A 24,793-nucleotide genomic window follows, 5' to 3' on the forward strand; every position below is an offset into this window, starting at 1 on the left:
TCCTTTCAATGAAATACAAAAGAATTCTACTAAAATTAAGTGGAGAAGCCTTAATGGGAGAAAATCAATACGGTATTGATCCAAAGAAGTTAGCAGAATACGCTGCAGAGATAAAACAAATACACAGTAAAGGAGTGGAGATCGCCATCGTAATCGGCGGAGGAAACATCTTTAGAGGAGTCGCTGGAGCAAGTGAAGGGATGGATCGCGTACAAGGCGACTATATGGGTATGTTGGCCACGGTAATCAACGGTATGGCCTTGCAAGGTGCCTTGGAAGCAGCAGGGATGTTGACCCGTTTACAGACCGCATTAAAGATAGAGGCCGTAGCCGAACCCTATATCAAGAGAAGAGCCGTTCGCCATTTGGAGAAGGGACGTATAGTGATTTTTGGCGCCGGTACGGGAAATCCGTATTTCACCACCGATACCGCAGCGGTATTGAGAGGTGTTGAAGTCAATGCCGATGTGATTCTAAAGGGAACACGCGTAGACGGTGTATATACTGCCGATCCAGAGAAAGACCCGAACGCCGTAAAATATGAAACCATCACTTTCGACGATGTTTTGAGATTGGGACTCAACGTTATGGATACCACCGCTTTTACATTAAGCCAGGAAAACCAGTTGCCCATCGTTGTATTTGACATGAATAAAAAAGACAATTTACTTAAAGTTTGCGAAGGAGAAACTATAGGTACCACAGTAAATATTAATTGATAGAATAAAAAGTTATGACTGAAGAGATAAACTTTATTATTGCCAGTACTAAGGAGTCTATGGAGGGCACTATCGCCCACTTAGAGAAAGAACTTTTAAATATCCGTGCTGGAAAAGCAACTCCACAAATGCTGGGAGGTGTTTTCGTTGACTACTACGGCTCTCCGACTCCCCTGTCGCAGGTAGCTAATATCAATGTACCAGATGCGCGAACCCTTGCGGTAACTCCCTGGGAAAAAAGCATGTTGCAACCGATTGAAAAGGCAATCATGATTGCCAATTTGGGTTTAAACCCGATGAACAATGGTGAAAACATCATTATCAATATTCCCGCACTGACAGAAGAGCGCAGAAGAGACCTGGCCAAACAATCCAAGACCGAGGCCGAAGACGCCAAAATCGGTATCCGCAATGCTCGTAAAGACGCCAATACGGATATTAAAAAATTGGAAAAAGACGGTACTTCCGAAGACATCTGTAAGGTAGCCGAGGAAAGCATCCAAAAAATTACCGATTCTTACATCAAGAGAATAGACGAGATTTTCGCCGTTAAAGAAGCGGAAATCATGAAAGTATAAAGACCAAAAAATCCGCTGAATAGCGGATTTTTTTGTATACTGTAAATCGCACGGTCACCGTAGCCTTTTTTAAAGTCTTAATTCGAAACAAATTTAAGTCCAATAATCGAAGCGATTAAGGTAGTGACAAAAAATACCCGCCAAAAATCAGCCGGTTCCTTAAAGATAAATATTCCCACAAGTACGGTTCCCACTGCCCCAATTCCGGTCCATACCGCATAAGCGGTTCCTATGGGCAGGGTTTGCGTAGCCTTGTACAACAAAAACATACTTATCGCCAAACACACAAAAAAACCTCCCATCCACAGGGCGGAAGCCGTTCCGGTCGTTTCCTTAGCCTTGCCCAAGCAAGAGGCGAATCCCACTTCAAAAAAACCGCCGATAATCAATAAAACCCAATTCATATTTTTTTGGCAAATATACTGAACTCGTCGCCAACTGCGCTCCTATCCCCTTCCAAAATAAATTACACCACTGCAATTGTTTGCAACAATCCAGTATTAGATCCAAACAACTGCACTATATAAAAATAAGTTACGATATTTATTTTAATACCGAATAAATTTTAACATATTTGTTGCCACAAAAACAAACTAACAAACAACTTATGAAACCCTTTTACGTAATCTTCGCTTTACTGAGTACGGTGCTCATTGAGGCACAGTCGACCAAAAAAGTATTTTTTATCGGCAACAGTTATACCAATACCAACAACATACCCGAGTTGACCAAGCTCATCGCCACCTCTGCCGGCGACCAGTTTACCTATGCGCAACACACGCCCGGCGGCAGCACCTTACAGCAGCATGCCAATAACGCACAAGTGACCAGCACCCTGGCACAGGGCAACTGGGATTACGTAGTACTGCAAGAGCAAAGTCAACTCCCGGCCTTTCCAGACGCAGATGTTGTCCGTCAAGTATATCCCTATGCCACGGCATTGAGCGACAAAATCAGACAGTACAATCCCTGTGCGCAGGTTGCGTTTTACATGACCTGGGGCAGGAAAAATGGCGACCCCGCCAACTGCGCTTTTTGGACGCCACTTTGCACCTATTTAGGCATGGACAACCTGTTGCAGCAGCGCTATACAACTATGGCTACCGACAACCGAGGCATATTGGCACCCGTAGCCGCAGTTTGGCGCTATTTGATCACCAATCATCCCGAAATCGACCTGTATTCCGCCGATGAATCGCATCCTTCCCTAGCGGGATCCATGGCTGCTGCCTATACCTTTTACAGCATTTTCTTCCAAAAAACGCCGAATAGCGCCACGTATAACAGCGGTTTGCCCAATTCGACAATCAATGCGATTAAAAACGCCGTACAACAAGTGGTGTTTGACAACCTGAGACAGTGGAAAATTTACGATTACGACCCGGTGGTCCAATTCAATTATACCCTAAACAACAACGAGGTGGCTTTTAGCAATCTGTCGACAAACAGCCAAACCTATTTATGGGACTTTGGTGACGGCAATACCGCTACCGCAGCCAACCCCACCCATGCCTACACCCAAAACGGCACCTACACCGTAACGTTAAAAGCGACTACATGCGGCAAAACGGTGACCTTGGAAAAAACCTTGGTCATTAGCAGCTTGTCGATTACCGCCTTTTCAGACAAAACGAGCTTTCTATATCCCGTTCCCGCCGGTGATTACATCGAACTAAACACAGACGAGGTATTTGCCAACCTCAGCATAATCGACAACAACGGCAAAGCCATACAGCCGACCTACCAGCGCAACGTTACCACTTACACCATAGACCTACAAAAGTTGTCTAGCGGTAGCTACTATTTGATTATGCACCTAAAAGACGGTCCAAGGTCTCTGCCGTTTATCAAGAGATAAAAACACCCACAGCCCGACTGCAAGTACAGCAAACGGGCTGTTTCTGTGATTGCGACACAGCCGACACCGCAGCGCACAGCAACAAAAGGGCAAATCGCGCTTATAAATTGCGCCGACCGACAAAAATGGTCTCTTTTTTAGTATCTTTGCGGGTATTTTAGATTATCAAAAAAAATAAATCTAGTTTATTTTAAATATAAAAGTCGACGATGAAACACACTAAAGTTATTGACCTACTCAACAGCACCAATACGCTGCACGAAGTCAAAGCAAAAGGATGGGTGAGAACCTTTAGAAACAACCAATTTCTTGCTTTAAATGACGGATCTACCATTCACAACATTCAATGTGTTGTAGATTTCGAAAAATTTCCTTCAGAATTATTAAAAAGAATCAATACTGGAGCTGCTGTTTCCATTAAGGGAACCTTAGTAGAGAGCAAAGGATCGGGGCAAAACGTGGAAATCCAAGTCAATGAACTGCTTATTTTAGGCGATTCCGACCCGGAGAAATACCCGATACAACCCAAGAAACACTCTTTAGAGTTTTTAAGAGACAATGCGCATCTGAGAATACGCACCAATGTATTCGGTGCGATTATGAGAGTTCGAAGCACTTTATCCTTTGCCGTACACAAGTATTTTCAAGAGCAGGGTTTTTACTATTTCAATGCGCCCATAGTAACGGGATCAGACGCAGAAGGAGCAGGAGAAATGTTGCATGTCACTTCATTTCCCTTCGACAACATCCCCAAAAACGAGGATGGATCGGTTAATTACAGCGAGGATTTCTTTGGAAAAGCGACCAACCTGACCGTTTCGGGTCAATTGGAAGCCGAGACTTACGCCATGGCTTTGGGACAGGTATATACCTTTGGACCTACTTTCCGCGCAGAGAACTCGCATACCTCACGCCATTTGGCCGAATTCTGGATGATCGAGCCCGAAGTGGCCTTTATCAACTTGGATGAAAACATGGACTTGGCCGAAGACTTTATCAAGTATATCATCAAATACACCTTGGAGAAATGCGCCGACGACTTAAAGTTTCTCGATCAACGATTGACAGACGACGAGAAAAACAAGCCGCAATCCGAACGCAGTGAAATGTCGTTGCTCAGCAAGTTAAACTTTGTATTGGACAACAACTTTAAACGCGTGAGCTATACCGAGGCCATCGATATCTTGAGAAATAGCAAACCCAATAAAAACAAAAAATTCAAATACCCTATCGACGCTTGGGGCGCAGACTTACAAAGTGAGCACGAGCGCTTTTTGGTGGAGAAACACTTTAAGTGTCCGGTAATCCTCTTTGATTACCCCGCAGACATCAAAGCGTTTTACATGCGAATGAACGACGACGGAAAAACGGTTCGCGCTATGGATATTCTATTCCCCGGGATTGGCGAAATCGTAGGAGGTTCTCAAAGAGAGGAGCGCTACGACAAACTCGTGGAGCGCATGCAAAGTATGGGAATCGACGAAAAAGAACTTTGGTGGTATTTAGACACCCGCAAATACGGTTCCGCACCACACAGTGGTTTCGGTTTAGGCTTTGAGCGAATGGTGTTGTTTGTAACGGGCATGACCAACATCCGAGACGTAATCCCATTCCCGAGAACACCCCAAAACGCGGAGTTCTAAGACGCAATACCTTTTGTTAAATTGTTTACTTTATACAGATATTTTATTACTTTTGATGAAATAAGTTTTTGTATAAAGTAAACTTTTTTTATTCTGAAAAATCTTATTATTTCTTATCTTAGTATATGCTTAAACAAAACCTACAATTAAAGCTTTCTCAAAAACTATCTCCTCAACAGATTCAACTGATGAAGTTGATACAGCTTCCTACACAAGCCTTTGAACAACGGCTCAAGGAAGAGTTGATAGAAAATCCAGCGCTTGAAACAGGTAAAGAAGACAGCGTGGAAGCCGATGAGTTTTCGAACGAGGAATACGACGACTATGACAATGAAAGAATCGACACGGAAGACATCAATATCGATGAATACTTAAGCGATGATGAAACGCCAGACTATAAACTCCAAGCCAACAATTACAGCAGAGATGACGATGACTACGAAGCGCCTATCATTGCCTCGGTTAGTTTTCATCAAGATTTGATCAATCAGTTAAATACCTTTATCCTCAACGATTACGAGGGCAGTATAGCCGAATTTCTAGTGGGTAGTATAGACGATATGGGATACATTCGTCGCGAGGTTCAAGACATCGTCGACGATTTGGCCTTTACCCAAGGCATATATACCGATGAGGAAACCGTAGAACGCGTGTTGCACATCGTTCATGAATTGGAACCAGCGGGAGTTGGTGCGCGAAACTTACAGGAGTGTTTGCTGCTGCAACTTCGCCACAAAACGCCTAGTGAAGCGGTCGATTTAGCCAAGGACATCATCGAGAATCAGTTTGAGGCTTTTACCAAAAAGCACTACGACAAGATGTTGCAGAAATACGGTATTAGCCAGTCGCAACTCCGAAAAGCCATCGACGAGATCGAAAAGCTAAACCCCAAACCCGGAGGTGCTTTTGCCGGCAATTCCAAAGCCGTGGAGCACGTGGTTCCCGATTTTGCGATAAAAATCGTAGAAGGCGATTTGGAACTCTCCCTAAACGGGCGAAATGCACCGGAACTGCACATTTCCAAAGACTACCAGGAAATGCTCCAAACCTATAAGGAAACCGCCGAAAAACCGTCGACCACCCAACGCGATGCCGTACAGTTTATCAAGCAAAAATTGGATGGAGCCAAATGGTTTATCGAAGCGATTAAACAACGTCAGGAAACGCTGTTTGTAACGATGAACGCCATCATGGAATACCAAAGGGAGTACTTCTTAGACGGCGACGAGACCAAATTAAAACCGATGATCTTAAAGGATATCGCCGATTTAATCGGTTTGGATATCTCTACGATTTCCCGAGTGGCCAACAGCAAATACGTCGAAACACCCTACGGTACCAAATTGATTAAAACCTTTTTCTCCGAAGCCATGATCAACGATCAGGGCGAAGAGGTATCGACTATAGAAATCAAAAAAATATTGCAAAACATCATCGCCGACGAGGATAAGCAAAAGCCTTATCCCGACGATAAATTGGCCGATTTATTAAAGGAAAAAGGATACCCTATTGCGCGCAGAACCATTGCAAAATACCGCGAGCAATTGGATATACCCGTGGCGCGTATGCGCAAAAAAATATAGTGTTCAACGCTGTGTACTGCCGATTACTGCGCTGCGGTACGACTTAGACACCGCGTTTAAAAATAAACCATTGATGAAGAGATTTTTAGCGTCTTTCTCCTATTTTTTTCATCCAATCGTCATACCGATATTGGCCCTAAGCCTCTATTTCCTGCTCACTAAAGATTTTTTTAACGGCCTGGAAATCATGATTACCCTTAGCCAAGTGCTGATCATGACCTTTTTATTGCCCATTACCCTTTACTACTTTTTGCGCTCGATGCGGTTGCTCAAATCCTCAATCATGATAGACAGCGCCAAAGAACGGGTAGTACCCATACTGATTTACATCCTCCTGTTGATTATCCTAAAGGATTACGTACTGCAACACAATCGAACCTACGAGTTCAATATCTATATCTGGGGATCGATTTACAGCTATGTATTGCTGTTGTTGAGTATCTATGCCAAAAAGAAATTTAGCGTGCACGTAGCCTCTCTAACGGGCTGTATTACCTTCTTCACCTTGTTGTCGATAAAGTACTATATGCCCAATACGATTATCCTCAATACCCTGGTGATCGCCTTGGGTTTTACAGCGAGCTCCAGGCTTTATCTCAAAGCCCATCGCTCTTCCGAAATCGTCTATGGTTTTTTGGTCGGCTTGCTGCCACAGCTCGCCTTTTGGTATATCGCCTTTTACAAGATGTAAAACATCAATCCGGCATTAAAGGCTTTTACCTTGTTGTTGCTCTCGGGCACTACTTGATTCTTATAGACCGAATTCAAGCCGTAATACATATAGATATTCCAGGTATTAAATCCCGCCGACAAATAAACGCCGTATACCCATTGGTTTAAATCCGCACTGTTTTTAAGGGTGAAATCGGCTAAATCGCTTTTGGTTACCGCTTTATCCGCTACTAAATAGCTCACTTTAAAACCGGTATACACCCGCCAAAACTTATGACTTTCGGGCGTAGAAGTTCGCCAGCGTATTTCCAACGGAAAATCCAAGTAATGCAACGACAGGGTATTGCGGTCGTATTCCTTCAAGATTTGAGAGGGAAAATCGACACCGTCAAAAGGCGCTAAATTGTGGTGTAAATTCAAATAAGAGTAGCCGATACCGGGAGCAATAGCCCAAGTTCGGGCAGCATTGATGGGAAAATCACGTAAAAAACCCGCCTGTATACCCAAGGAAAGCGACCGCTGACTAAAACCCGGCGGCTTGTCTTGTAAAATCGAATGGGTAATACCCACGTAAAATTGATCTTCCCGATACTTGGTATCATACACCTTGGCCGTATCTGTTTCCACGGGCTGCTGCAACAGCTCTTGTGCCCCTGCAACTGCGCCGAATAAAAGTATAACTGCAACGATAATCTTCTGAAACATACTGCGGTTTTTTAGCGCTACTAAAGTAGTGAAAAAATATTAGCTTTTGGCAGAAATCACAGCGGCATCCCAGCCAACGGCAGGCAAAACAACTGCCCTAGAAAACATACACCAAGCCCACGGCCAAAATTTGCTTAATTTGAAAACGCGGTCCCTCGATGACTTGTACTCCAGCCACTTCGATTTTGTTTTTGATGTCGTCGTCGTAGATGATGTGCGTGCCGACATTGGCGCGAACATATTGGTTGATCTTCATATCCAACTTCAGCTGCCAATCGATGTCGATATTGCCGAAACGGTTAAAATAATCCGAGTATAAACTCAATCGATGGTCGATAAAAATATTTTTAAAAATCTCTTTCTTCCATTGGTTAGAGACCAAAATCCCGACTTCCGACTTGGATCGCTTACCGTGACGAATCACCTCGTTATGCTCGTTGTAAATCGCCTTATCCACACCAAATGCCCCTTGATCGGCCAAGCGCTGATCGGCGACAAAAGTAGATTTCAAGGTCAATGGAGAAAAGTAAACCGTAACACCGCGATGCGGTAGTGAATATTCCGCCCCCACCCCGACAAACAAATAGGCCGGTGCAAAGAGTTTGGAAATCGGCAAATCGGTATTGGGATAGGAATACCCGTTGGCAAATTGGGTGTTAAAACTGAACTTCGCCGTGTAATACCAATCGGAAATCGCCGAAGACTTATACCCAAAAGTGGAGTTTAGCTGGAAGGCGTCGTCGGTTTTACGCGACTCCCTGCCCTCTTGCTGATTCAATCCATACCGCAATATCAATTCGGTTTCCCAATTTAGACGGCCTTTGACGTATTTGCGCTTAAAATCGCCCTTGAACAAACCCGAAACCGAGTTATCCCCTCCGGCACTCCAATTGACAAAGGAAATCTGATTGATGTCCAAGCCCAATCTGTTGTATTTTTCCCAATAGCCGATAACGGTATCGTTAACCGGTAAAAAGCTCAAATCTATTTTTTGCGGAAACAGATCCAAGGGTTGTATGTTGAATTTGGGCTGGTTGTTCGGCACAAAAATCACCGGCCTAAAAAAGGGTAGGGAGGCCGAGTCGTTATAGTGTATCGTGATCGTCTTAGACCCGACCCCATCATAGCCAAAATTATCTGCCTTTTGCAAATCCATCAGCGGATTAAAAGGGTTTCTCAAGGAGGTCGGCTGCTTGAGCACCGTATCTGTCGCAATCAGGGTATCGTTTAAAACCGTCCGACAAGACGTGGCTTTAAGCGCTGCCCCCGCACTGCTGCTACACACCAGCATCACCGATAAAAGACCCCATACAAACCAACCTTTATGCCTCACTATTTCCATGTATTTATAATCTGAAGTACCGAAGGTACATCTATTCCACATTCCGCTTCTTGTTCCCCAACAGCAGCGTGTTCTATAAAGGAATCGGGAACTCCCAAAATCTTTACGCGCACCTCTGGGTAAAATTCCGCGATAAAACAGGCGATTTTACTGCCAAATCCCCCTTGAACCGACGCTTCTTCTATCGTATATATATGACTATAAGTTTGCGCAATTCGATGCAATTCCCTTTCGTTTAACGGCTTGATTACGGGAAAGTGGTAGTGGGCTCCTAAGGGCGAATTCGACTGTTCAAAAGCTTTACTCACATTATTTCCTATAGTACCGGTAGAAAGGAAGGCAAATTTATCGCCTTTTCTTAATTTACGAATATTTTCTATATTAATTTTTTCAAAAGGTTTTTGCCAATCTTTTAACACCCCTCTACCTCTAGGGTAGCGAATGGCTATGGGATTGTCCAATCCCAGTTGAGCGGTATAGAGCAGATTTCGCAACTCCAGTTCATTTAAAGGAGCGGCAATAATCAGGTTGGGAATGCAGTTTAGATAAGCGATGTCGAATACCCCTTGATGGGTAGCACCATCCTCACCGACCAATCCGGCGCGATCCAGACAAAAAATTACCGGCAAGCGCTGTAGCGCCACATCGTGAATCACTTGGTCGTAGGCGCGCTGTAAAAAAGTGGAGTAAATAGCACAAAACGGCACCAACCCATCTGCAGCCATGCCGGCAGCGAGGGTTACGGCGTGTTGTTCGGCTATACCCACATCTATAGCCCGATCGGGAAACGCATCCATCATAAACTTCATCGAGCTCCCCGTAGGCATGGCCGGAGTAATTCCAATAATCTTGGGGTTTTGAGCGGCAAGCTCGACCAAGGTCAATCCGAAGACATCTTGATATTTTGTCGCCAAGCCCGATTCGTCTGTAGGTGTTAACTCGCCGGTAACCCGGTCGAACTTACCCGGTGCATGGTAGCGCACCTGGTTTTCCTCGGCCTGTTTTAAGCCTTTGCCCTTGGTGGTAATCAAATGCAGAAAACGCGGACCCTTGAGCTGCTTTAAGCGTTGCAGCTCCGCGATTAACTGGGGCAAATCATGACCGTCTATAGGCCCGGTATAATCGAAATTCAACGACTTAATCATGTTGTTGTCGCGGTGGTTTTTACCGGTTTTTACCGCGGTGAGGTACTCCTTTAACGCACCGACACTGGGGTCGATTCCGATGGCGTTGTCGTTTAAAATAACCAACAAATTCGCCGAGGTTACCCCCGCGTGATTCAAGCCTTCAAAGGCCATACCCGCAGCGATCGAGGCATCGCCGATTACCGCGATGTGCTGCCGTTGAAAATCACCCTGAATCTGAGCGGCCAAAGCCATGCCCAAAGCGGCGGAAATCGAAGTCGAAGAATGACCTACTCCAAAGGCATCATACGCGCTCTCTTCGCGCTTGGGAAAACCGCTGAGTCCCCCTTTCCTCCTGTTGCTGTCAAACACATCGCGCCTACCGGTCAATATCTTGTGTCCGTAAGCCTGGTGTCCCACATCCCAAATCAATTTATCCCGAGGCGTGTCAAAAACGTAATGCAAGGCCAAGGTCAATTCCATCACCCCGAGACTCGCCCCCAAATGCCCCTCCTTGACCGAGACGACATCGATGATAAACTGCCGCAGCTCGGAAGCCAATTCGGGCAAAAGCGATTGCGGAAGCTCGCGCAACTCTTCGGGACTATTGATCTTTGACATTATTTTATTTGACATGCTTTCCTAGAATAAAAAGACAAAATTACAATTTTGTTTTTACTTTTGATCTTCCTTAATGTAACACCTACAGAATTTAAGCCTATGGAGATGCTCTTTACCGATGAATATTTTATGGAAATGGCTTTGCGCGAAGCACAAACGGCTTTTGACCAAGGCGAAATCCCCGTAGGAGCCGTGGTGGTTTCTCAAAATCAAATCCTCGCTCGTACCCACAACTTAACCGAATTGTTAAGAGATGTTACAGCACATGCGGAAATTCAAGCAATTTCATCAGCCGCTAATTTTTTAGGCGGAAAATACTTAAAAGACTGCACTTTATACGTAACTTTAGAGCCTTGTGCCATGTGCGCCGGCGCCCTGTATTGGAGTCAGATTCCCCGAGTGGTTTTTGGCGCGGCAGACCACAAGCGCGGCTATCGGAGTATGGGCGGACAATTGCACCCCAAGACCACCGTCAAAAGCGGCGTGCTCGAGGCGCGTTGTGCCGAATTGATGACTCATTTCTTCAAGGGAAAAAGATAAAATTGTTTAATATAAAGTAGTGCTATGAAATTAAAATTATGGTTATTTCTGGTGATTGGTTTAACGGTTTTTCAAGCCTGTAAAAAATCGTCTAAAGACTTCAACTCGGATCCCTCTTTATTCAAGGATCACATCACGAGTTATACCTCGGGTTTAATATCTACCAAAAATCCCATTCAAGTGGGGCTACAAGCTCATACCGACCAATGGAAAGCCAATCAAGAAATCGATGAAAAGCTATTCAGCATTTCGCCCAAAGTTTCGGGGAAAATCGTCTATTTGGCCAACAACTCCTTGAGTTTTATACCCGAGAAGAAATTAGATCAAAACCAGGAGTATCAGGTGACGTTCCACCTGTCGAAAATCAGCGAGGTTCCCAAAGAGCTGCGCGACTTCAAGTTTACCGTAAAGACGACCAAGATGGATTTTGCCGTGGAAACCTGGGACTTTCAATCGGTGGGCGAAAACTATTACTTTTTAAACGGTACCATAACCACCAGCGACTGGATGTCTACCGAGCAGGCCAACGAATTGATTACGGCCAAGACCGGATCGGTTAAAAACCGCGTCAAACTGATCGGCAAAACCGAAGAAGCCCGATTCTTTTCCTTTGTCATCGACAGCATACCGCGAGGCGCTACCGAAAACACCCTAGCGGTTCAATGGGATGGAAAATCACAGAAAATCGATCAAAAAGGCAGTATAGAACTGGCCATACCCGCCAAGAACAGCTTTAAAATCATACAAACCAAAATCAGTGACGACAGCAATCAGTCGTTTTGGATCAACTTTTCCGATCCGATTAAAAGAAATCAGGATTTTAGCGGACTCATCGCACTGGAGCACACCGACGACATCAAGTTTAGCGTCGACGGAAACTCGATCAAGGTCTTTAGCGATACGCCTTTTGACGGCGAAATCCCCATCAGTCTCTTCCAGGGCATAGAAAATGTATACGGCAAGAAAACCGCCGAAACCACTACGGTTAAATTGTTGTTTGAACAGCAGAAACCCGCGGTAAAAATGGCCAAAAACGGCACGATTTTACCGAGTTCGGAAAACTTAAAAGTCAACTTCCAGGTGACCAACCTCAAGGCGGTAGACGTTAAAATATACAAGATTTTTGAAAATAACGTCTTGCAATTTTTACAGGACAACGAATTAGATGGCAAGTACAACCTGCGCAAAGTAGCGGCTCCCATAGCCAAACAAACCATAGACCTGTCTACGGGCAACCTGTCTTCTCTAAAAAAATGGAGCACACATGCCTTGGATATATCCTCGTTAATACGCCCCGAACCCGGAGCGATTTACCGCATCGAGTTTTCTTTTAAAAAGAGTTACTCGCTTTTTCATTGTGCAACCACCGATGGCGAAGACGCTCAGCAAACAGAGGAAGCGGAAGACGATACGGAGGAAGAAGACTGGGACGAAGACGACTATTACGATTACTACGATTACAACTGGGAAGAAAAAGACGACCCCTGCTCGAACTCCTATTACTACGACACCAAGGTTGCAACCAATATATTGGCCAGTGATTTGGGCGTAATGGTCAAAAAAGGGCTCAACAACTCGTATTTCTTTGCGGTAAACAACATCATTACCACCGAACCGGTATCCAATGCCTCTATAGCGATATACGATTACCAACAGCAATTGCTCACCACTATAGAAACCAATACCGATGGACTGGCACACTTTAACTTAGACAAAAAAGGATATTTTGTCATCGTCAAAAAAGACAACCACACCACCTACGTCAAACTCGACGACGGTCTGGCTTTGGCGGTGAGCAACTTTGACGTCGATGGGGTGAGTTTACAAAAAGGCCTCAACGGGTTTATCTATACCGAACGCGGCGTATGGCGACCGGGCGATTTGATTCACGTTGGCTTTATCCTAAACGACTTGTCCAACCCCCTACCGGACAATCACCCGATTAAGATAAAACTGTCGGATCCCTTTGGAAAGGTTTCCGAACAAAAGATCCAATCGAAAAACAAAGACAACCACTACAGCTTTACCCTATCCACTCCCGAGAATGCACCTACTGGAAATTGGGAAGCGGTAATCAGCGTAGGTGGGGCCAAATTTTACAAGCAGATCAAGGTTGAAACGATCAAGCCCAATCGCTTAAAGATCAAGAACGACATGGAGGGGAAATTGATTGCCTCCACGGGTTCGCGCATCAATTTCAACATCAATTGGCTACAGGGCGCCATCGCCAAAAACCTCAAAGCCGAGGTACAGGCGAAATTGGTACCTCAAGACACCCAATTCAAGGGATTTGAAAAATACACCTTTACCAACAGTTTTCAATCCAAATCGCCTATAGAACTCAATCTGTTTAGCGGTAAAACCGACGATGCTGGTAACTTCTCCTTTTTTGTAAAACCGGAGAGCAGCCTTGAAAATTCGGGTATGCTAAAAATGATTTTGGTGACCAAAATACACGAAAACGGCGGTGATTTTAGCACCGACGTTTCCACTTCTTCCTATTCGCCCTACACATCCTATGTGGGTATAGCCGCGCCAAAGGGAAATAAGTACGGCATGCTGGAAACCGACACCAAAAACACCTTTAACGTGGTTAGCGTTACGGAAAGCGGCAATAGAAAAGCCCAAGCAGCGGTACAGATAGACGTGTATAAGGTCAATTGGAATTGGTGGTGGGATGCCTCAGACGACAATATGTCGAACTACAGCGCATCGAACAACCACAAAACGTATTTCAGCACGCGTATACAAACCAACGCCTCGGGCTTAGGTCAATTTGATTTGACCGTGGCCGAAGCAGACTGGGGGCGTTACCGCATAGTAGCCACGGATATATCCAGTGGTCACATCGCGTCTCAAGACTTGTATATCGACTGGCCTATCTGGTCTGGAAAAACCAAAGACCACGGCAATGCCGAGGCCATCGTATTGAATATCGCCACCGATAAAACCGATTACAACCTCAAAGAAGAAGCGCAGATTTCCTTCCCTTCCAGCGAAGGCGGTCGGGCCTTAATCTCGGTAGAAACGGGTACAGAGGTATTGGAAACGCACTGGGTAAAAACCACTAAGGGCGAAACGATATTCAAGCTGCCTATTCGCAAGGAAATGGCTCCAAACGTATACCTCAACATCACTTTGCTACAACCACATGCCTCTACGGTTAACGACTCGCCAATTCGCTTGTACGGGATCGTTCCCATAACGGTACACAACAAAGAGACCAAACTGCAACCCGTGATTACGATGAGCGAAACCCTGAGACCGGAGCAAAAAGCGAACATCCAAATTCAGGAAGCTACGGGTCAAGAAATGACCTATACCATAGCCGTTGTAGAAGATGGCTTGTTGGATTTGACGCGCTTTAAAACCCCGAATCCCTGGAGCAACTTTTACTCCAAAACCGCTTTGGGCGTTAAAACATGGGACATATACAATGAGGTTATCGGCGCCTTTGGCGGTACGATTAATCAGGTATTCAGCATTGGGGGTGACGAGGACTTAGGAGGAGGACAGGCCAAAAAAGCCAACCGCTTTAAGCCGGTAGTCATTTATATGGGGCCTTTTAAACTCGAAAAGGGCAAGAGAGCCACACACGAAATCACCCTGCCCAAATACATCGGTTCGGTGCGCACCATGGTGGTGGCTTCGAACGCCAAGACCATGGCTTATGGCAGTGCCGAAAAGACCACAGTAATCAAAAGTCCTTTGATGATTCTAGGTTCTTTGCCTAGACAAGCGGTACCGACGGAAAAAGTTACTTTGCCCGTTACGGTATTTGCCACAGAGCCCCAGATTAAGCAGGTTAGCGTACGCGTAAAAGTAGACGGTAAATTCCAGCTACTAGGCAATGCTACGCAAAGCGTGAGTTTCACCCAACCCGACGAAAAAATCGTCTACTTCGAATTAGAAGTCGGCAAGACCAGTGGAAAAACAAAAATAGTCATCGAAGCGACATCCGGTAAGGAGAAAGCCAGCTATGAAGTGGAAATGCAGGTGGCCAATCCGAATCCGCGAACGTATAAAAATCAAGACATCGTCATAGAACCCAATGAGACGGCTCATTTGGATTGGACTTCCTTTGGGGAAACCGGTTCCAATCAAGCCCAATTGGAGATTTCCAGTTTTCCGGGAGTCAATTTGAGCTCGCGATTGAATTATTTGATCGCCTATCCACACGGTTGTTCCGAGCAAATTACCTCTGGCGTATTCCCGCAATTGTACTTGGCCGATTTTATGGAATTGACCAAAGAACAAAAGGACAACGTCCAAAGAAACGTGGCTGCCGGTATCAATAGATTGAAACAAAATCAATTGTCCGATGGTGGGTTTACGTACTGGTCTGGGTCCAAATACTACGACGATTGGTCCACCTCTTATATCGGTCATTTCTTTATAGAAGCCGAGAAAAAGGGCTTTATACTACCGGTCAACAGCAAGTCGAACTGGCTGAGTTTCCAACAGAAAACGGCAAGGCAATGGCGCTATCAGGCCCGATATAGAAATGATTTTGCACAAGCTTATCGCCTCTACACCTTAGCCCTGGCTGGGTCACCGGATTTGGCAGCGATGAATCGACTGCGAGAAACCCAAGGCATTTCCAACGAATCCAAGCTGCGCTTGGCTGCGGCCTATGCCCTAGCCGGACAAAAGAGTGCGGCCGAAAAACTGATGGCCAACACCAGCCTAGACGGCATGGACAATTACTATTATTACGGTTCGCCGGAACGCAACCAAGCCATGGCTTTGGAAACGTATTTAGTGCTCGGACAAAAAGATAAAGCACATCGCTTGGCCTTGGAAATTGCCAAAAACCTCTCGTCTTCGAGATGGATGAGCACCCAGACTTCGGCCTATTCACTCTATGCAATTGCCCTTTACGCCAAAGGCAATAACAGTGCCGACGGCATTGATTTGCAAACGACTTACAGAGGTAAAACCGAAACGGTTAAAACCAAAAAGGCCTTTATCGATCAACGCCTTAGCGTTTCCAACCAAGGCAATACCATAGCGTTTAAAAACAATTCCAAAAGCACCTTATACGCCCGAGTTGCCTACAGCGGTATTTTGCCTGTAGGGGAAGAGTTGGTACAGCAAAACGGCCTGGTAATCCAGTCGGCTTTTAAAAACAGCAACGGCCAGCTCATCTATCCGCAAACGATAACGCAGGGCAGTGAATTCAGCTGTGAGATCACCATTACCAATGCGACCAACAGAAGGGTAGACAATGTTGCCCTGACTCAAATCGTGCCTTCGGGTTGGGAAATTGCCAATCTGCGCTTTACCGACGTGGGCGAGTCTGCCAACCAAGTGGACCATACCGACATACGAGACGACAGGACCAACTTGTACTTCTCGTTGCCCGCCAATACCGCTAAGAGGTTTAAAATCGTTTTAAACGCCTCGTATCTCGGCCGCTATTACATGCCGGGCATTCAGGCCGAGGCGATGTATGACCACAATTATTCCAGCAGAACCCAAGGTATGTGGGTAGAAGTTGTCAAGTAAAATAAACACACCGGAACTCCTAGGAGTTCCGGTGTCATTTAACCCTAAATAAACTGTGAAAACAGCCGCAATTCCCCCTTTTATCAAACGCCACAAGATCAAAAGCCTGCTGCTTTTGGCGCTCTTGATATCGTATTACTTTTGCTTGCCCAAGCCGCTTTTTGACAAGCCGTATTCCACGGTAATCGAAAGTCGCGAAGGCTATTTACTCGGCGCGCAAATAGCCCGAGATGGGCAATGGCGCTTTCCCGAACAAGACAGCATACCTCATAAGTTTAAACAGAGTATACGCTACTTTGAAGACGAGCACTTTTACCGACATTGGGGCATAAACCCCGTTGCGATAGCCAAGGCAATTGCTCAAAATATACGAGCGGGCAAAGTCGTTCGCGGCGGCAGTACCCTAACCCAACAAACCATACGCTTGGCACGAGACGGAAAGAAGCGGAGCTATTTTGAAAAGCTGATCGAAGCGATCCAATCGACCCGCTTGGAGTTTCGTTACAGCAAAGACCGCATACTAACCCTCTATACCTCTCAAGCGCCCTTTGGCGGCAATGTAGTGGGCTTGGACATGGCTTCGTGGCGGTATTTTGGGGTTTCCCCACAACAGCTCTCTTGGGCAGAGAGTGCCACCTTAGCCGTATTGCCCAATGCGCCAAAATTGATTTACCCGGGCAAAAACCAACAAATCCTCTTGGCCAAGAGAAATGCTTTGCTGCTCAAATTGCACCGCAATCACGTCATCGACGCACAAACCTACGAATTAGCCCTAGAAGAACCGCTGCCACAAAAGCCACATCCCCTACCGCAGTTGGCACCACACCTATTGACGCAGGTGGCCAAAAAAACACCGCAGCAACGCGTACAAACCACCTTGGATTACGAGGTGCAACGCCGGGCCAATCAACTCGCACAAAACTATCACAACCTGTACAGTCAATCGGAAATCCACAATTTGGCGATTTTGGTGATCGATGTAAACACGCGAAACACCGTTGCCTATATCGGCAATGCGCCGACAACAGCCGCGCATCAAAAAGACGTAGACATCATACAGGCAGCCCGCAGTACCGGCAGCATCTTAAAACCGTTTCTATACGCTGCCGTAATCGACGAAGCAGAACTGCTGCCCGAAACCCTAATTCCCGATGTACCCACTCAAATATCCGGATACAGTCCCAAGAATTACAACCTGAGCTATGAGGGTGCCGTACCGGCCAACAGGGCTTTGTCGCGCTCCCTCAACATTCCCTCGGTGCTCATGCTACAGGATTACGGGGTCTATCGCTTTTACGAACAGCTGCAAAAACTGCAACTGCGACACATCAACAAACACCCCAATCACTACGGGCTATCGCTGATTTTAGGCGGTGCCGAAAGCAGTTTATGGGATTTGTGTCAGGCCTATGCCGGAATGTCTTCGACCCTGAATTACTTTGTCAGCAGCAAGGGAAAATACCGCAAAAACGAAATGACCGCATTAAACTGGAACAGCGCCATCCGCACCGACTTCGGCACAGAAGCGGTACAAAAAACGGGCTTGGGCGCTGGTGCAATCTGGCAAACCTTTGAGGCGATGCGAGAGGTCAACAGGCCCGAAGGAGACGAAGCTTGGAAGTTTTATGACTCCTCCCTGCAAATCGCCTGGAAGACCGGAACGAGTTTTGGAAATCGCGACGGCTGGGCTATCGGAGTCAATAAAGATTATGTCGTTGGCATTTGGGTCGGCAATGCCACTGGCGAAGGCAGACCGTCTCTAACCGGCGTTAGCAGCGCAGCGCCCATACTCTTTGACGTGTTTAATCTGTTGCCGCGAAGCCCGTGGTTTGACACTCCATATAACGATTTGGAAGAAGCGGATATCTGTGTGGAAAGCGGGTATTTGGCCCAACAATACTGCCCGAGCAAAAAAGGCTGGATCGTAGCCCGAGCCAAAAAGACCAAAAGCTGTCCCTACCACTTTTTGGTGCACTTAGACGCCAACGAGCAATATCGCGTAAACAGCAGCTGTGAATCCATCGAAAACATACGCAATAAATCGTGGTTTCAAATACCGCCTATACAGGCTTTTTACTATAAAAACTACCACGTTAACTACATCGATCTGCCTCCTTTTAGAGCCGATTGCCTGGCGCAAAATACCGCACAGTTAGATTTTATCTATCCCAAACATCAAATGACGCTCTATCGAACCAAGGACTTTCATTCCAACCTACAACCTTTTGTCGCCAAAGCCGCAGCTTCTAGCGGCAACAAAACCCTGTTTTGGTATTTGGACAACCAATACCTGGGCGCGACAACCAACTTTCACGAATTTGAAATAAAGACCACTACCGGAACGCATATACTGAGTATTACCGATACGCATGGCAACGAAAAAGCGATTGAAATTTATGTCAATGGGAAGTAACTGATGCGATGAGGCGATGATGCGAGTTGGGAAAACAGCTGCATTTATACCCGAATAAGAAAAAAGGCATTTGAGGGATTAATCCTAAATCTTGTGTTTATGCAAAAATAGTGACTAATCTATATAAGAAGAATTCTATATCTCTTACGCCTCTAAACTGAGTTCTAAAAGCTTTGATTTTGGCATTAAAGGATTCTGCAGAAGCATTGGTACTTCTGTTGTCAAAATAGTTTAAAATAGATTGATAGTTTAGCTGTATGGTATTGACTACCGTATTAAATGTTTTGAGATTACTGTTTTCGATTTTATTATACCAATGTGCTAGTTTAGTGTAAGCGACTTCTTTTACTGTTGTTGTATTATAAATGTTTCGCAGTCCTTGTACAAGATTGTAAGCTTGTTTTATGACAGGAAATTCTCTAAAGATAATTTTGGATCTAGTTTTTTGATTTTCAGTCCATTTATCGCTATCCATGCATAGCAAATATCTACTTCTTATTAGGAGTTGTTTTGGAGTGTCTCCGTTCTCAAACTCTTGAGCAACGTACGCTATATTTGCTTTCCTGGCCTCTTTAATAGCTTGATTCTCGTTATCCAACGCTTTCCAGCGTTCCTGAATACGAATGTCTTGTAAGGCTTCTATGGCTAATTTTTGTACATGAAAACGATCAGTTACTTGTATGGCGTTAGAAAAACTCTTGCTTACAATGTTTTTCATAGAACTAGCCATATCTAAGGTTACTTCGCGTACTTTTCTTCTAATTTTTGAGCTGATAGTAAGTAGTTTCTCTACAATAGGTTCAACCTTAGTTCCTGAAAATATGGCTACTAAGCTTCCCTTTTTTCCTTTAGCTCTTTTATTGGTTATGATTGTGTATAATTCCCCCTTAGACAATGCTGTTTCGTCTATAGAAAGATAAGGACCTATGTTCTCGGGATATATAAGCCATTCTTTTGCGTGATCCTTTACACTCCAATTACGAAAGTCACTTAAGGATTCTTTGTATTGTCGCTGTAGTTTTTTGCCATCCACACCAAAGAAACCACCAATGGTACGACAGTCACTGGTCTTAGTATCGATTAATTTCTTTTAAAAAAGAAGCGAACTCTGTTGTCATACGAGTTCCCTTAGCTACTAATTCCCAGTCTCTTTGCACTAATTTGCGAGATTCCTTCTCAAGCCATCTTCGGCGTTTCACGTGAAGATAAACACTGTTTCCTCGCAAGGGAAAGTCTTGTATGGTGGTTTCGTTGTGGAAACCGTGAGCAACCAAGATAAGGTCCTGATGCTCTATGGGAACAACATTGCGCTCTTCAAAATAAAGATGCATAATTTCTGCTTGCTTGGTGGTTTTTACCAAATCAAAATGCTCTACTAAGAATTCGGGTAATATCAATTTAAGTAACTCTACATAGTTGTCCACAGTATCTCTTTTTTTTGCAAAAATCGGAAGTTTTTTTTAATTCACACACAACTTTTGAGAATGATCCCATTTGAGCCGCACGGTACTTCCAAGCAAAAGGATGAGAGGCCAAATGAACGGGCAAAAAAAAACCGCCAACTCTGAGAGTAAGCGGTTTTAATTTAATCTGAAACTTCATTCCCTTTTTCGTCAAAGAAATGGTATTCTAGAAACGTGTAAGCGTCACGTGGTATAATTTTTATCCATTTTTTATATTCAAAAAACCATTTTGAACGCACTGATGGAAAACCTTTTGTCAGATATGCTGCGACAAAAGGGTGTGTATTTAAGACTACCTTGGGGTGGTCTTTTACAATTCTTTCTAGGCTAGACTTGATTTTATCGACAATTAAGATAGGAGCCTCTATTTCTCCGTTTTCATTATTCGGATCTTCTTCTCTTGTCTTGATATTTACTTCAGGTCTAACTCTTTGTCTAGTGATTTGAATCAATCCAAATTTACTAGGAGGCAAGATCTTATGTTTTGCTTTATCATCACTCATTTCTTCTTTGAGGAAATCATATAGTTTTTTTCTATTCTCTGGATTACCCATATCAATAAAATCGACTACAATAATACCACCCATATCGCGGAGTCTGAGTTGTCGAGCAATTTCGGCAGCCGCGATTAAATTGACCTCAAGAGCAGTATCTTCTTGAGACTGAGCTTTGTTAGAGCGATTTCCACTGTTGACATCAATCACATGCAACGCCTCTGTGTGTTCTATGATCAGGTAGGCTCCTTTACTCATGGAAACGGTTTTCCCGAAGGAAGTTTTTATTTGGCGTTCAATGTTGTACTTTTCAAAAAGAGGTACCTCTTTTGATTGGTAATGCTTCACTATAGAAACCTTTGAAGGAGCAATCTCTTGCAAATAGTCCTTCGTTTGATAGAACAACTCTTCATCGTCAATGTATATTCCGGTGAAGGTATCGTTAAAGACATCTCTTAAAATAGAAGATGCTCTATTGACCTCACCCAATACCTTTGAGGGGTGATGAGCGGTTACTAACCTTTTGCACATGGTGTTCCATTTGTCCATTAAGTTTTGCAAGTCTTTATCCAACTCGGCCACTTTCATGCCTTCTGCAACGGTGCGTACAATAACACCAAAGCCTTTCTGTTTGATCGATTGAACCAAGCGTTTTAAACGCTCTTTTTCCTCTTTGGATTCAATCTTTTGGGAAATTGAAATGCGATCGGAAAAGGGTACTAACACCACATATCTACCTGCCAAAGAAAGCTCAGAGCTAATTCTCGGGCCCTTGGTGGAGATGGGTTCTTTAACAACCTGAACCAAAAGCGACTGATTGGCACTCAACACATCGGTGATGGTACCGTCTTTGTCAATTTCCTTTTCAAAAGGAATGCTTTTTAGGGAGTAATCTTTTAATTTACCTGCGCTTACAAGTTTCGTGAATTTCAACAGGGTCGGTAGGTTTGGGCCTAAGTCGTGATAGTGAAGAAAAGCGTCTTTCTCAAAACCTACATTGACAAATGCAGCATTGAGTCCGGCTACTGGTTTTCGTATTTTTGCAATAAAAATATCTCCCACTTGAAAACCCTTGTCCTCTTCCTTATCTCTGTGTAATTCAATTAGTTTTCCATCTTTTAATAAGGCAAAATCTACGGCTTCAGAATTGGATCTAATGATTAATTCTTTATTCACACGGTACATTTTTATCCATACTCGGTTGTTGGTTGTTTTGACAAGCTAACTCCTAACAAATCGGTACAGATGGATTAAACAATCTTTTTACAAGTTTAGAAAAAACTTATAATACTTCATCGATTTTAATTATTAAAATATAAATCTATGAAAAAAATTCTAATAATTTTCTTTTTTTTAAAAAAAGAAAAAGTAGTTTAAAACTACTTTTTCTTTTTGTGACGGTTAGCTCTCGCTCTTTTTTTACGTTTGTGAGTCGCTACCTTATGTCTTTTTCTTTTTTTACCACTTGGCATAATGTGTGTAGTTTAGAGATTAATACTTATTTAATTTTTACTTCTGTGTTTGATTTAACGCCTTCTACAAATACCTTAGCCGGTTTGAAAGCTGGGATGTTGTGTGCTGGAATCTTGATTGTAGTGTTTTTAGAGATGTTTCTACCCGTTTTCTCAGCTCTTGTCTTGATGATAAAACTTCCAAAACCTCTTAGGTATACGTTATCGCCGGATTCTAAAGCGTGTTTCACTTCTTCCATAAAAGTTTCAACCGTCGCCTGCACGTCTCCTTTTTCAAGCCCTAATTTCTCCGAAATTTTAGCTACAATGTCTGCTTTCGTCATTTTAGTTATAATTTATTTTATTGTCGTCTGTTTTTTTTAGAGTGTGCAAATATATTAATTAATAATCCAATAATTCAACGTTAATCGATTAAAATTTAATCATATAAAGTTTTAAGTTTGCAGTTCACATATTTCGAGATGCTTTTTTCTAACAAACTAATTGCTTGGTACTTACAAAACAAACGGGATTTACCGTGGCGTAAAACACGCGACCCCTATGCAATTTGGCTGTCAGAAATCATACTTCAGCAAACTCGAGTAGCTCAAGGAATGCCGTATTATGAGGCTTTCCTCACTCAATACCCCAGCGTCTTTGATTTGGCGCAAGCTCCTGAAGACCAAGTACTCAAGTTATGGCAGGGCCTAGGATACTACTCGCGCGCTCGAAACCTACACGCGACGGCCAAAAAAATAGCCGAAGACTTCGATGGTGTTTTTCCCACTTCCTATAAAGAGCTCTTACTGCTCAAGGGCGTCGGCACTTATACCGCAGCTGCTATCGCATCGATTTCCTTTGACGAGCAAGTCGCCGTGGTAGACGGAAACGTATTTCGCGTTTTGGCGCGCTATTTCGGCATTATTTCAGATATCGCCACCTCCACTACCAAAAAGGAATTTACCGCCGTGGCAACAGCGCTATTGCCCCCAGGGCAAGCCGCCGTATTCAATCAAGCCATCATGGACTTTGGCGCTACGGTTTGTACGCCTAAAAAACCCCTTTGTACCTCCTGTGTCTTTCTCGACGACTGCGTGGCATACCACACCAATCAGGTGCCGCATTTACCGGTAAAACTCAGCAAGACCAAAGTTAGCTCTCGTTTCTTGAATTACCTAATATACAAGGATTCTTTAAACCAAACCCAAATACAGCAGCGCACCGATAAAGACATCTGGCAGCAGCTGTACGAATTTCCCTTGATCGAAACGCCGACCCTGGTCGAAGAGCGCAGCGTTCACGAGCAGATTTACCAACACAGCAGCCATCGAGATACCAAGCGAATCACCAAGCTCAATGCCGAACCGATTATCCATAAATTATCGCATCGCAAATTGCATATCAACTTCTGGGAAATCGAAGTCAACCACCCTTTAAATGATGGACTTTCCTTTTCGGAGCTCAAAAAATTTGCTTTTCCAATAGTTATTCATAACTTTATAGTTCAGCACTACGAATAAGGCATTTTAACACCGTATAACTTTTGAATTTATCTTTCTATCTATTATGAATGGAACCCTGAACAAAGTAACCCTCATCGGTCATCTTGGCGATGACGTCAAAATGCACTATTTCGAAAACGGAAACTGTATCGGTCGTTTTGCCTTGGCCACCAACGAGGTGTATATCAACAAAACCACCAACGAAAAAATAACGTCGACCGAATGGCACAATTTGGTCGTTAGAAACAAAGCCGCCGAACTCTGTGAAAAATATCTTTCCAAAGGGGATAAGATTTATATAGAGGGTCGAATTCGCAGCAGACAATGGCAAGCGGAAGACGGCACCGCGAAACACACTACCGAAATTCAGGTGATGGAATTCATCTTCCTCAACATCAAGAAAGACGCCGATGCCAAAATCAAAAACACGCCGCTATCCGACAAGCAATTGGCGATTAACAACTTTGAAATCCCCAGAGAAACCAACGAAGACGACCTGCCGTTTTAATTTAGAATAACCGGGTCTTTAGGGGTTAATCGCCCGGGCGATTAACCCCTAAAGACACCTCCAACACCA

Annotated in this window: 19 protein-coding genes; 11 read left to right on the forward strand and 8 right to left on the reverse strand. The window is 44.2% G+C overall.

Features of this window, described 5'->3' with window-relative positions:
• Positions 1-8 precede the first annotated feature (8 nt).
• Both pyrH and frr read left to right on the forward strand, forming a co-directional pair.
• Positions 9-719, forward strand: a complete 711-nt coding sequence (gene pyrH, locus ACQZ43_RS01340; RefSeq protein WP_430614038.1) for a UMP kinase — start codon at positions 9-11, stop codon at positions 717-719.
• Positions 720-733: 14 nt separating this feature from the next.
• Complete coding sequence (gene frr, locus ACQZ43_RS01345) at positions 734-1,297, forward strand: ribosome recycling factor (protein WP_430614039.1); 564 nt, start codon at positions 734-736, stop codon at positions 1,295-1,297.
• Positions 1,298-1,374: 77 nt separating this feature from the next.
• On the opposite strand, the gene ACQZ43_RS01350 is transcribed toward frr, so the two are convergent.
• Positions 1,375-1,701, reverse strand: a complete 327-nt coding sequence (locus ACQZ43_RS01350; RefSeq protein ID WP_430614040.1) for a DMT family transporter — start codon at positions 1,699-1,701, stop codon at positions 1,375-1,377.
• Positions 1,702-1,904: 203 nt separating this feature from the next.
• Between ACQZ43_RS01350 and ACQZ43_RS01355 the strand changes: the two genes are divergently transcribed.
• The 4 genes from ACQZ43_RS01355 to ACQZ43_RS01370 all read left to right on the forward strand — a co-directional run bounded on the left by ACQZ43_RS01355 (position 1,905) and on the right by ACQZ43_RS01370 (position 7,072).
• On the forward strand, positions 1,905-3,155 hold the full coding sequence (locus ACQZ43_RS01355) for a PKD domain-containing protein (RefSeq protein ID WP_430614041.1): 1,251 nt from the start codon (positions 1,905-1,907) through the stop codon (positions 3,153-3,155).
• Between the two features lie 209 nt (positions 3,156-3,364).
• Positions 3,365-4,798, forward strand: coding sequence for an asparagine--tRNA ligase (asnS, locus tag ACQZ43_RS01360; RefSeq protein WP_430614042.1), 1,434 nt, complete (start codon positions 3,365-3,367; stop codon positions 4,796-4,798).
• 125 nt (positions 4,799-4,923) lie between these two features.
• A complete protein-coding gene (gene rpoN, locus ACQZ43_RS01365) occupies positions 4,924-6,381 on the forward strand; it encodes an RNA polymerase factor sigma-54 (protein ID WP_430614043.1) in 1,458 nt (485 codons plus the stop codon).
• Between the two features lie 73 nt (positions 6,382-6,454).
• Positions 6,455-7,072 (forward strand): hypothetical protein, encoded by a 618-nt coding sequence (locus ACQZ43_RS01370; protein ID WP_430614044.1) that lies wholly within the window; start codon positions 6,455-6,457, stop codon positions 7,070-7,072.
• On the opposite strand, the gene ACQZ43_RS01375 is transcribed toward ACQZ43_RS01370, so the two are convergent.
• From ACQZ43_RS01375 to ACQZ43_RS01385, 3 genes are all read right to left on the reverse strand, one after another.
• A complete protein-coding gene (locus ACQZ43_RS01375; protein WP_430614045.1) occupies positions 7,060-7,758 on the reverse strand; it encodes a porin family protein in 699 nt (232 codons plus the stop codon). The genes ACQZ43_RS01370 and ACQZ43_RS01375 overlap by 13 nt on opposite strands.
• Positions 7,759-7,855: 97 nt before the next feature.
• Complete coding sequence (locus tag ACQZ43_RS01380) at positions 7,856-9,100, reverse strand: DUF3078 domain-containing protein (protein ID WP_430614047.1); 1,245 nt, start codon at positions 9,098-9,100, stop codon at positions 7,856-7,858.
• Positions 9,091-10,860, reverse strand: coding sequence for a 1-deoxy-D-xylulose-5-phosphate synthase (locus ACQZ43_RS01385; protein WP_430614048.1), 1,770 nt, complete (start codon positions 10,858-10,860; stop codon positions 9,091-9,093). Before ACQZ43_RS01385 ends, ACQZ43_RS01380 begins: the two co-directional genes overlap by 10 nt.
• Before the next feature lie 84 nt (positions 10,861-10,944).
• Between ACQZ43_RS01385 and ACQZ43_RS01390 the strand changes: the two genes are divergently transcribed.
• From ACQZ43_RS01390 to pbpC, 3 genes are read left to right on the forward strand one after another with little or no spacing between them, the layout of a single operon-like run.
• Entirely contained in the window at positions 10,945-11,385 is a 441-nt protein-coding gene (locus tag ACQZ43_RS01390) for a nucleoside deaminase (protein ID WP_430614049.1), read from the forward strand.
• 24 nt (positions 11,386-11,409) lie between these two features.
• A complete protein-coding gene (locus ACQZ43_RS01395) occupies positions 11,410-16,893 on the forward strand; it encodes an alpha-2-macroglobulin family protein (protein ID WP_430614050.1) in 5,484 nt (1,827 codons plus the stop codon).
• 55 nt (positions 16,894-16,948) lie between these two features.
• Complete coding sequence (gene pbpC / locus ACQZ43_RS01400; protein WP_430614051.1) at positions 16,949-19,306, forward strand: penicillin-binding protein 1C; 2,358 nt, start codon at positions 16,949-16,951, stop codon at positions 19,304-19,306.
• A 97-nt stretch (positions 19,307-19,403) separates the two neighbouring features.
• On the opposite strand, the gene ACQZ43_RS01405 is transcribed toward pbpC, so the two are convergent.
• The 4 genes from ACQZ43_RS01405 to ACQZ43_RS01420 form a co-directional block, all read right to left on the reverse strand.
• Positions 19,404-20,339 (reverse strand): ISAon1 family transposase, encoded by a 936-nt coding sequence (locus ACQZ43_RS01405; protein ID WP_430611751.1) that lies wholly within the window; start codon positions 20,337-20,339, stop codon positions 19,404-19,406.
• A gap of 37 nt (positions 20,340-20,376) precedes the next feature.
• On the reverse strand, positions 20,377-20,730 hold the full coding sequence (locus tag ACQZ43_RS01410; protein WP_430611753.1) for an ISAon1 family transposase N-terminal region protein: 354 nt from the start codon (positions 20,728-20,730) through the stop codon (positions 20,377-20,379).
• 161 nt (positions 20,731-20,891) lie between these two features.
• Positions 20,892-22,439: an Rne/Rng family ribonuclease gene (locus tag ACQZ43_RS01415; RefSeq protein ID WP_430614052.1), complete on the reverse strand. Its 1,548-nt coding sequence runs from the start codon at positions 22,437-22,439 to the stop codon at positions 20,892-20,894.
• 322 nt (positions 22,440-22,761) lie between these two features.
• The gene (locus tag ACQZ43_RS01420; protein ID WP_253474448.1) at positions 22,762-23,058 is read right to left on the reverse strand and encodes an HU family DNA-binding protein; all 297 of its coding nucleotides are present in this window, start codon (positions 23,056-23,058) and stop codon (positions 22,762-22,764) included.
• Positions 23,059-23,196: 138 nt separating this feature from the next.
• Between ACQZ43_RS01420 and mutY the strand changes: the two genes are divergently transcribed.
• On the forward strand, positions 23,197-24,234 hold the full coding sequence (gene mutY / locus ACQZ43_RS01425) for an A/G-specific adenine glycosylase (protein WP_430614053.1): 1,038 nt from the start codon (positions 23,197-23,199) through the stop codon (positions 24,232-24,234).
• 46 nt (positions 24,235-24,280) lie between these two features.
• On the forward strand, positions 24,281-24,724 hold the full coding sequence (locus ACQZ43_RS01430) for a single-stranded DNA-binding protein (protein ID WP_430614054.1): 444 nt from the start codon (positions 24,281-24,283) through the stop codon (positions 24,722-24,724).
• Positions 24,725-24,793: the final 69 nt, after the last annotated feature.

The organism is Flavobacterium sp. JP2137 (assembly GCF_050562195.1).
Classification (GTDB): Bacteria; Bacteroidota; Bacteroidia; order Flavobacteriales; family Flavobacteriaceae; genus Flavobacterium.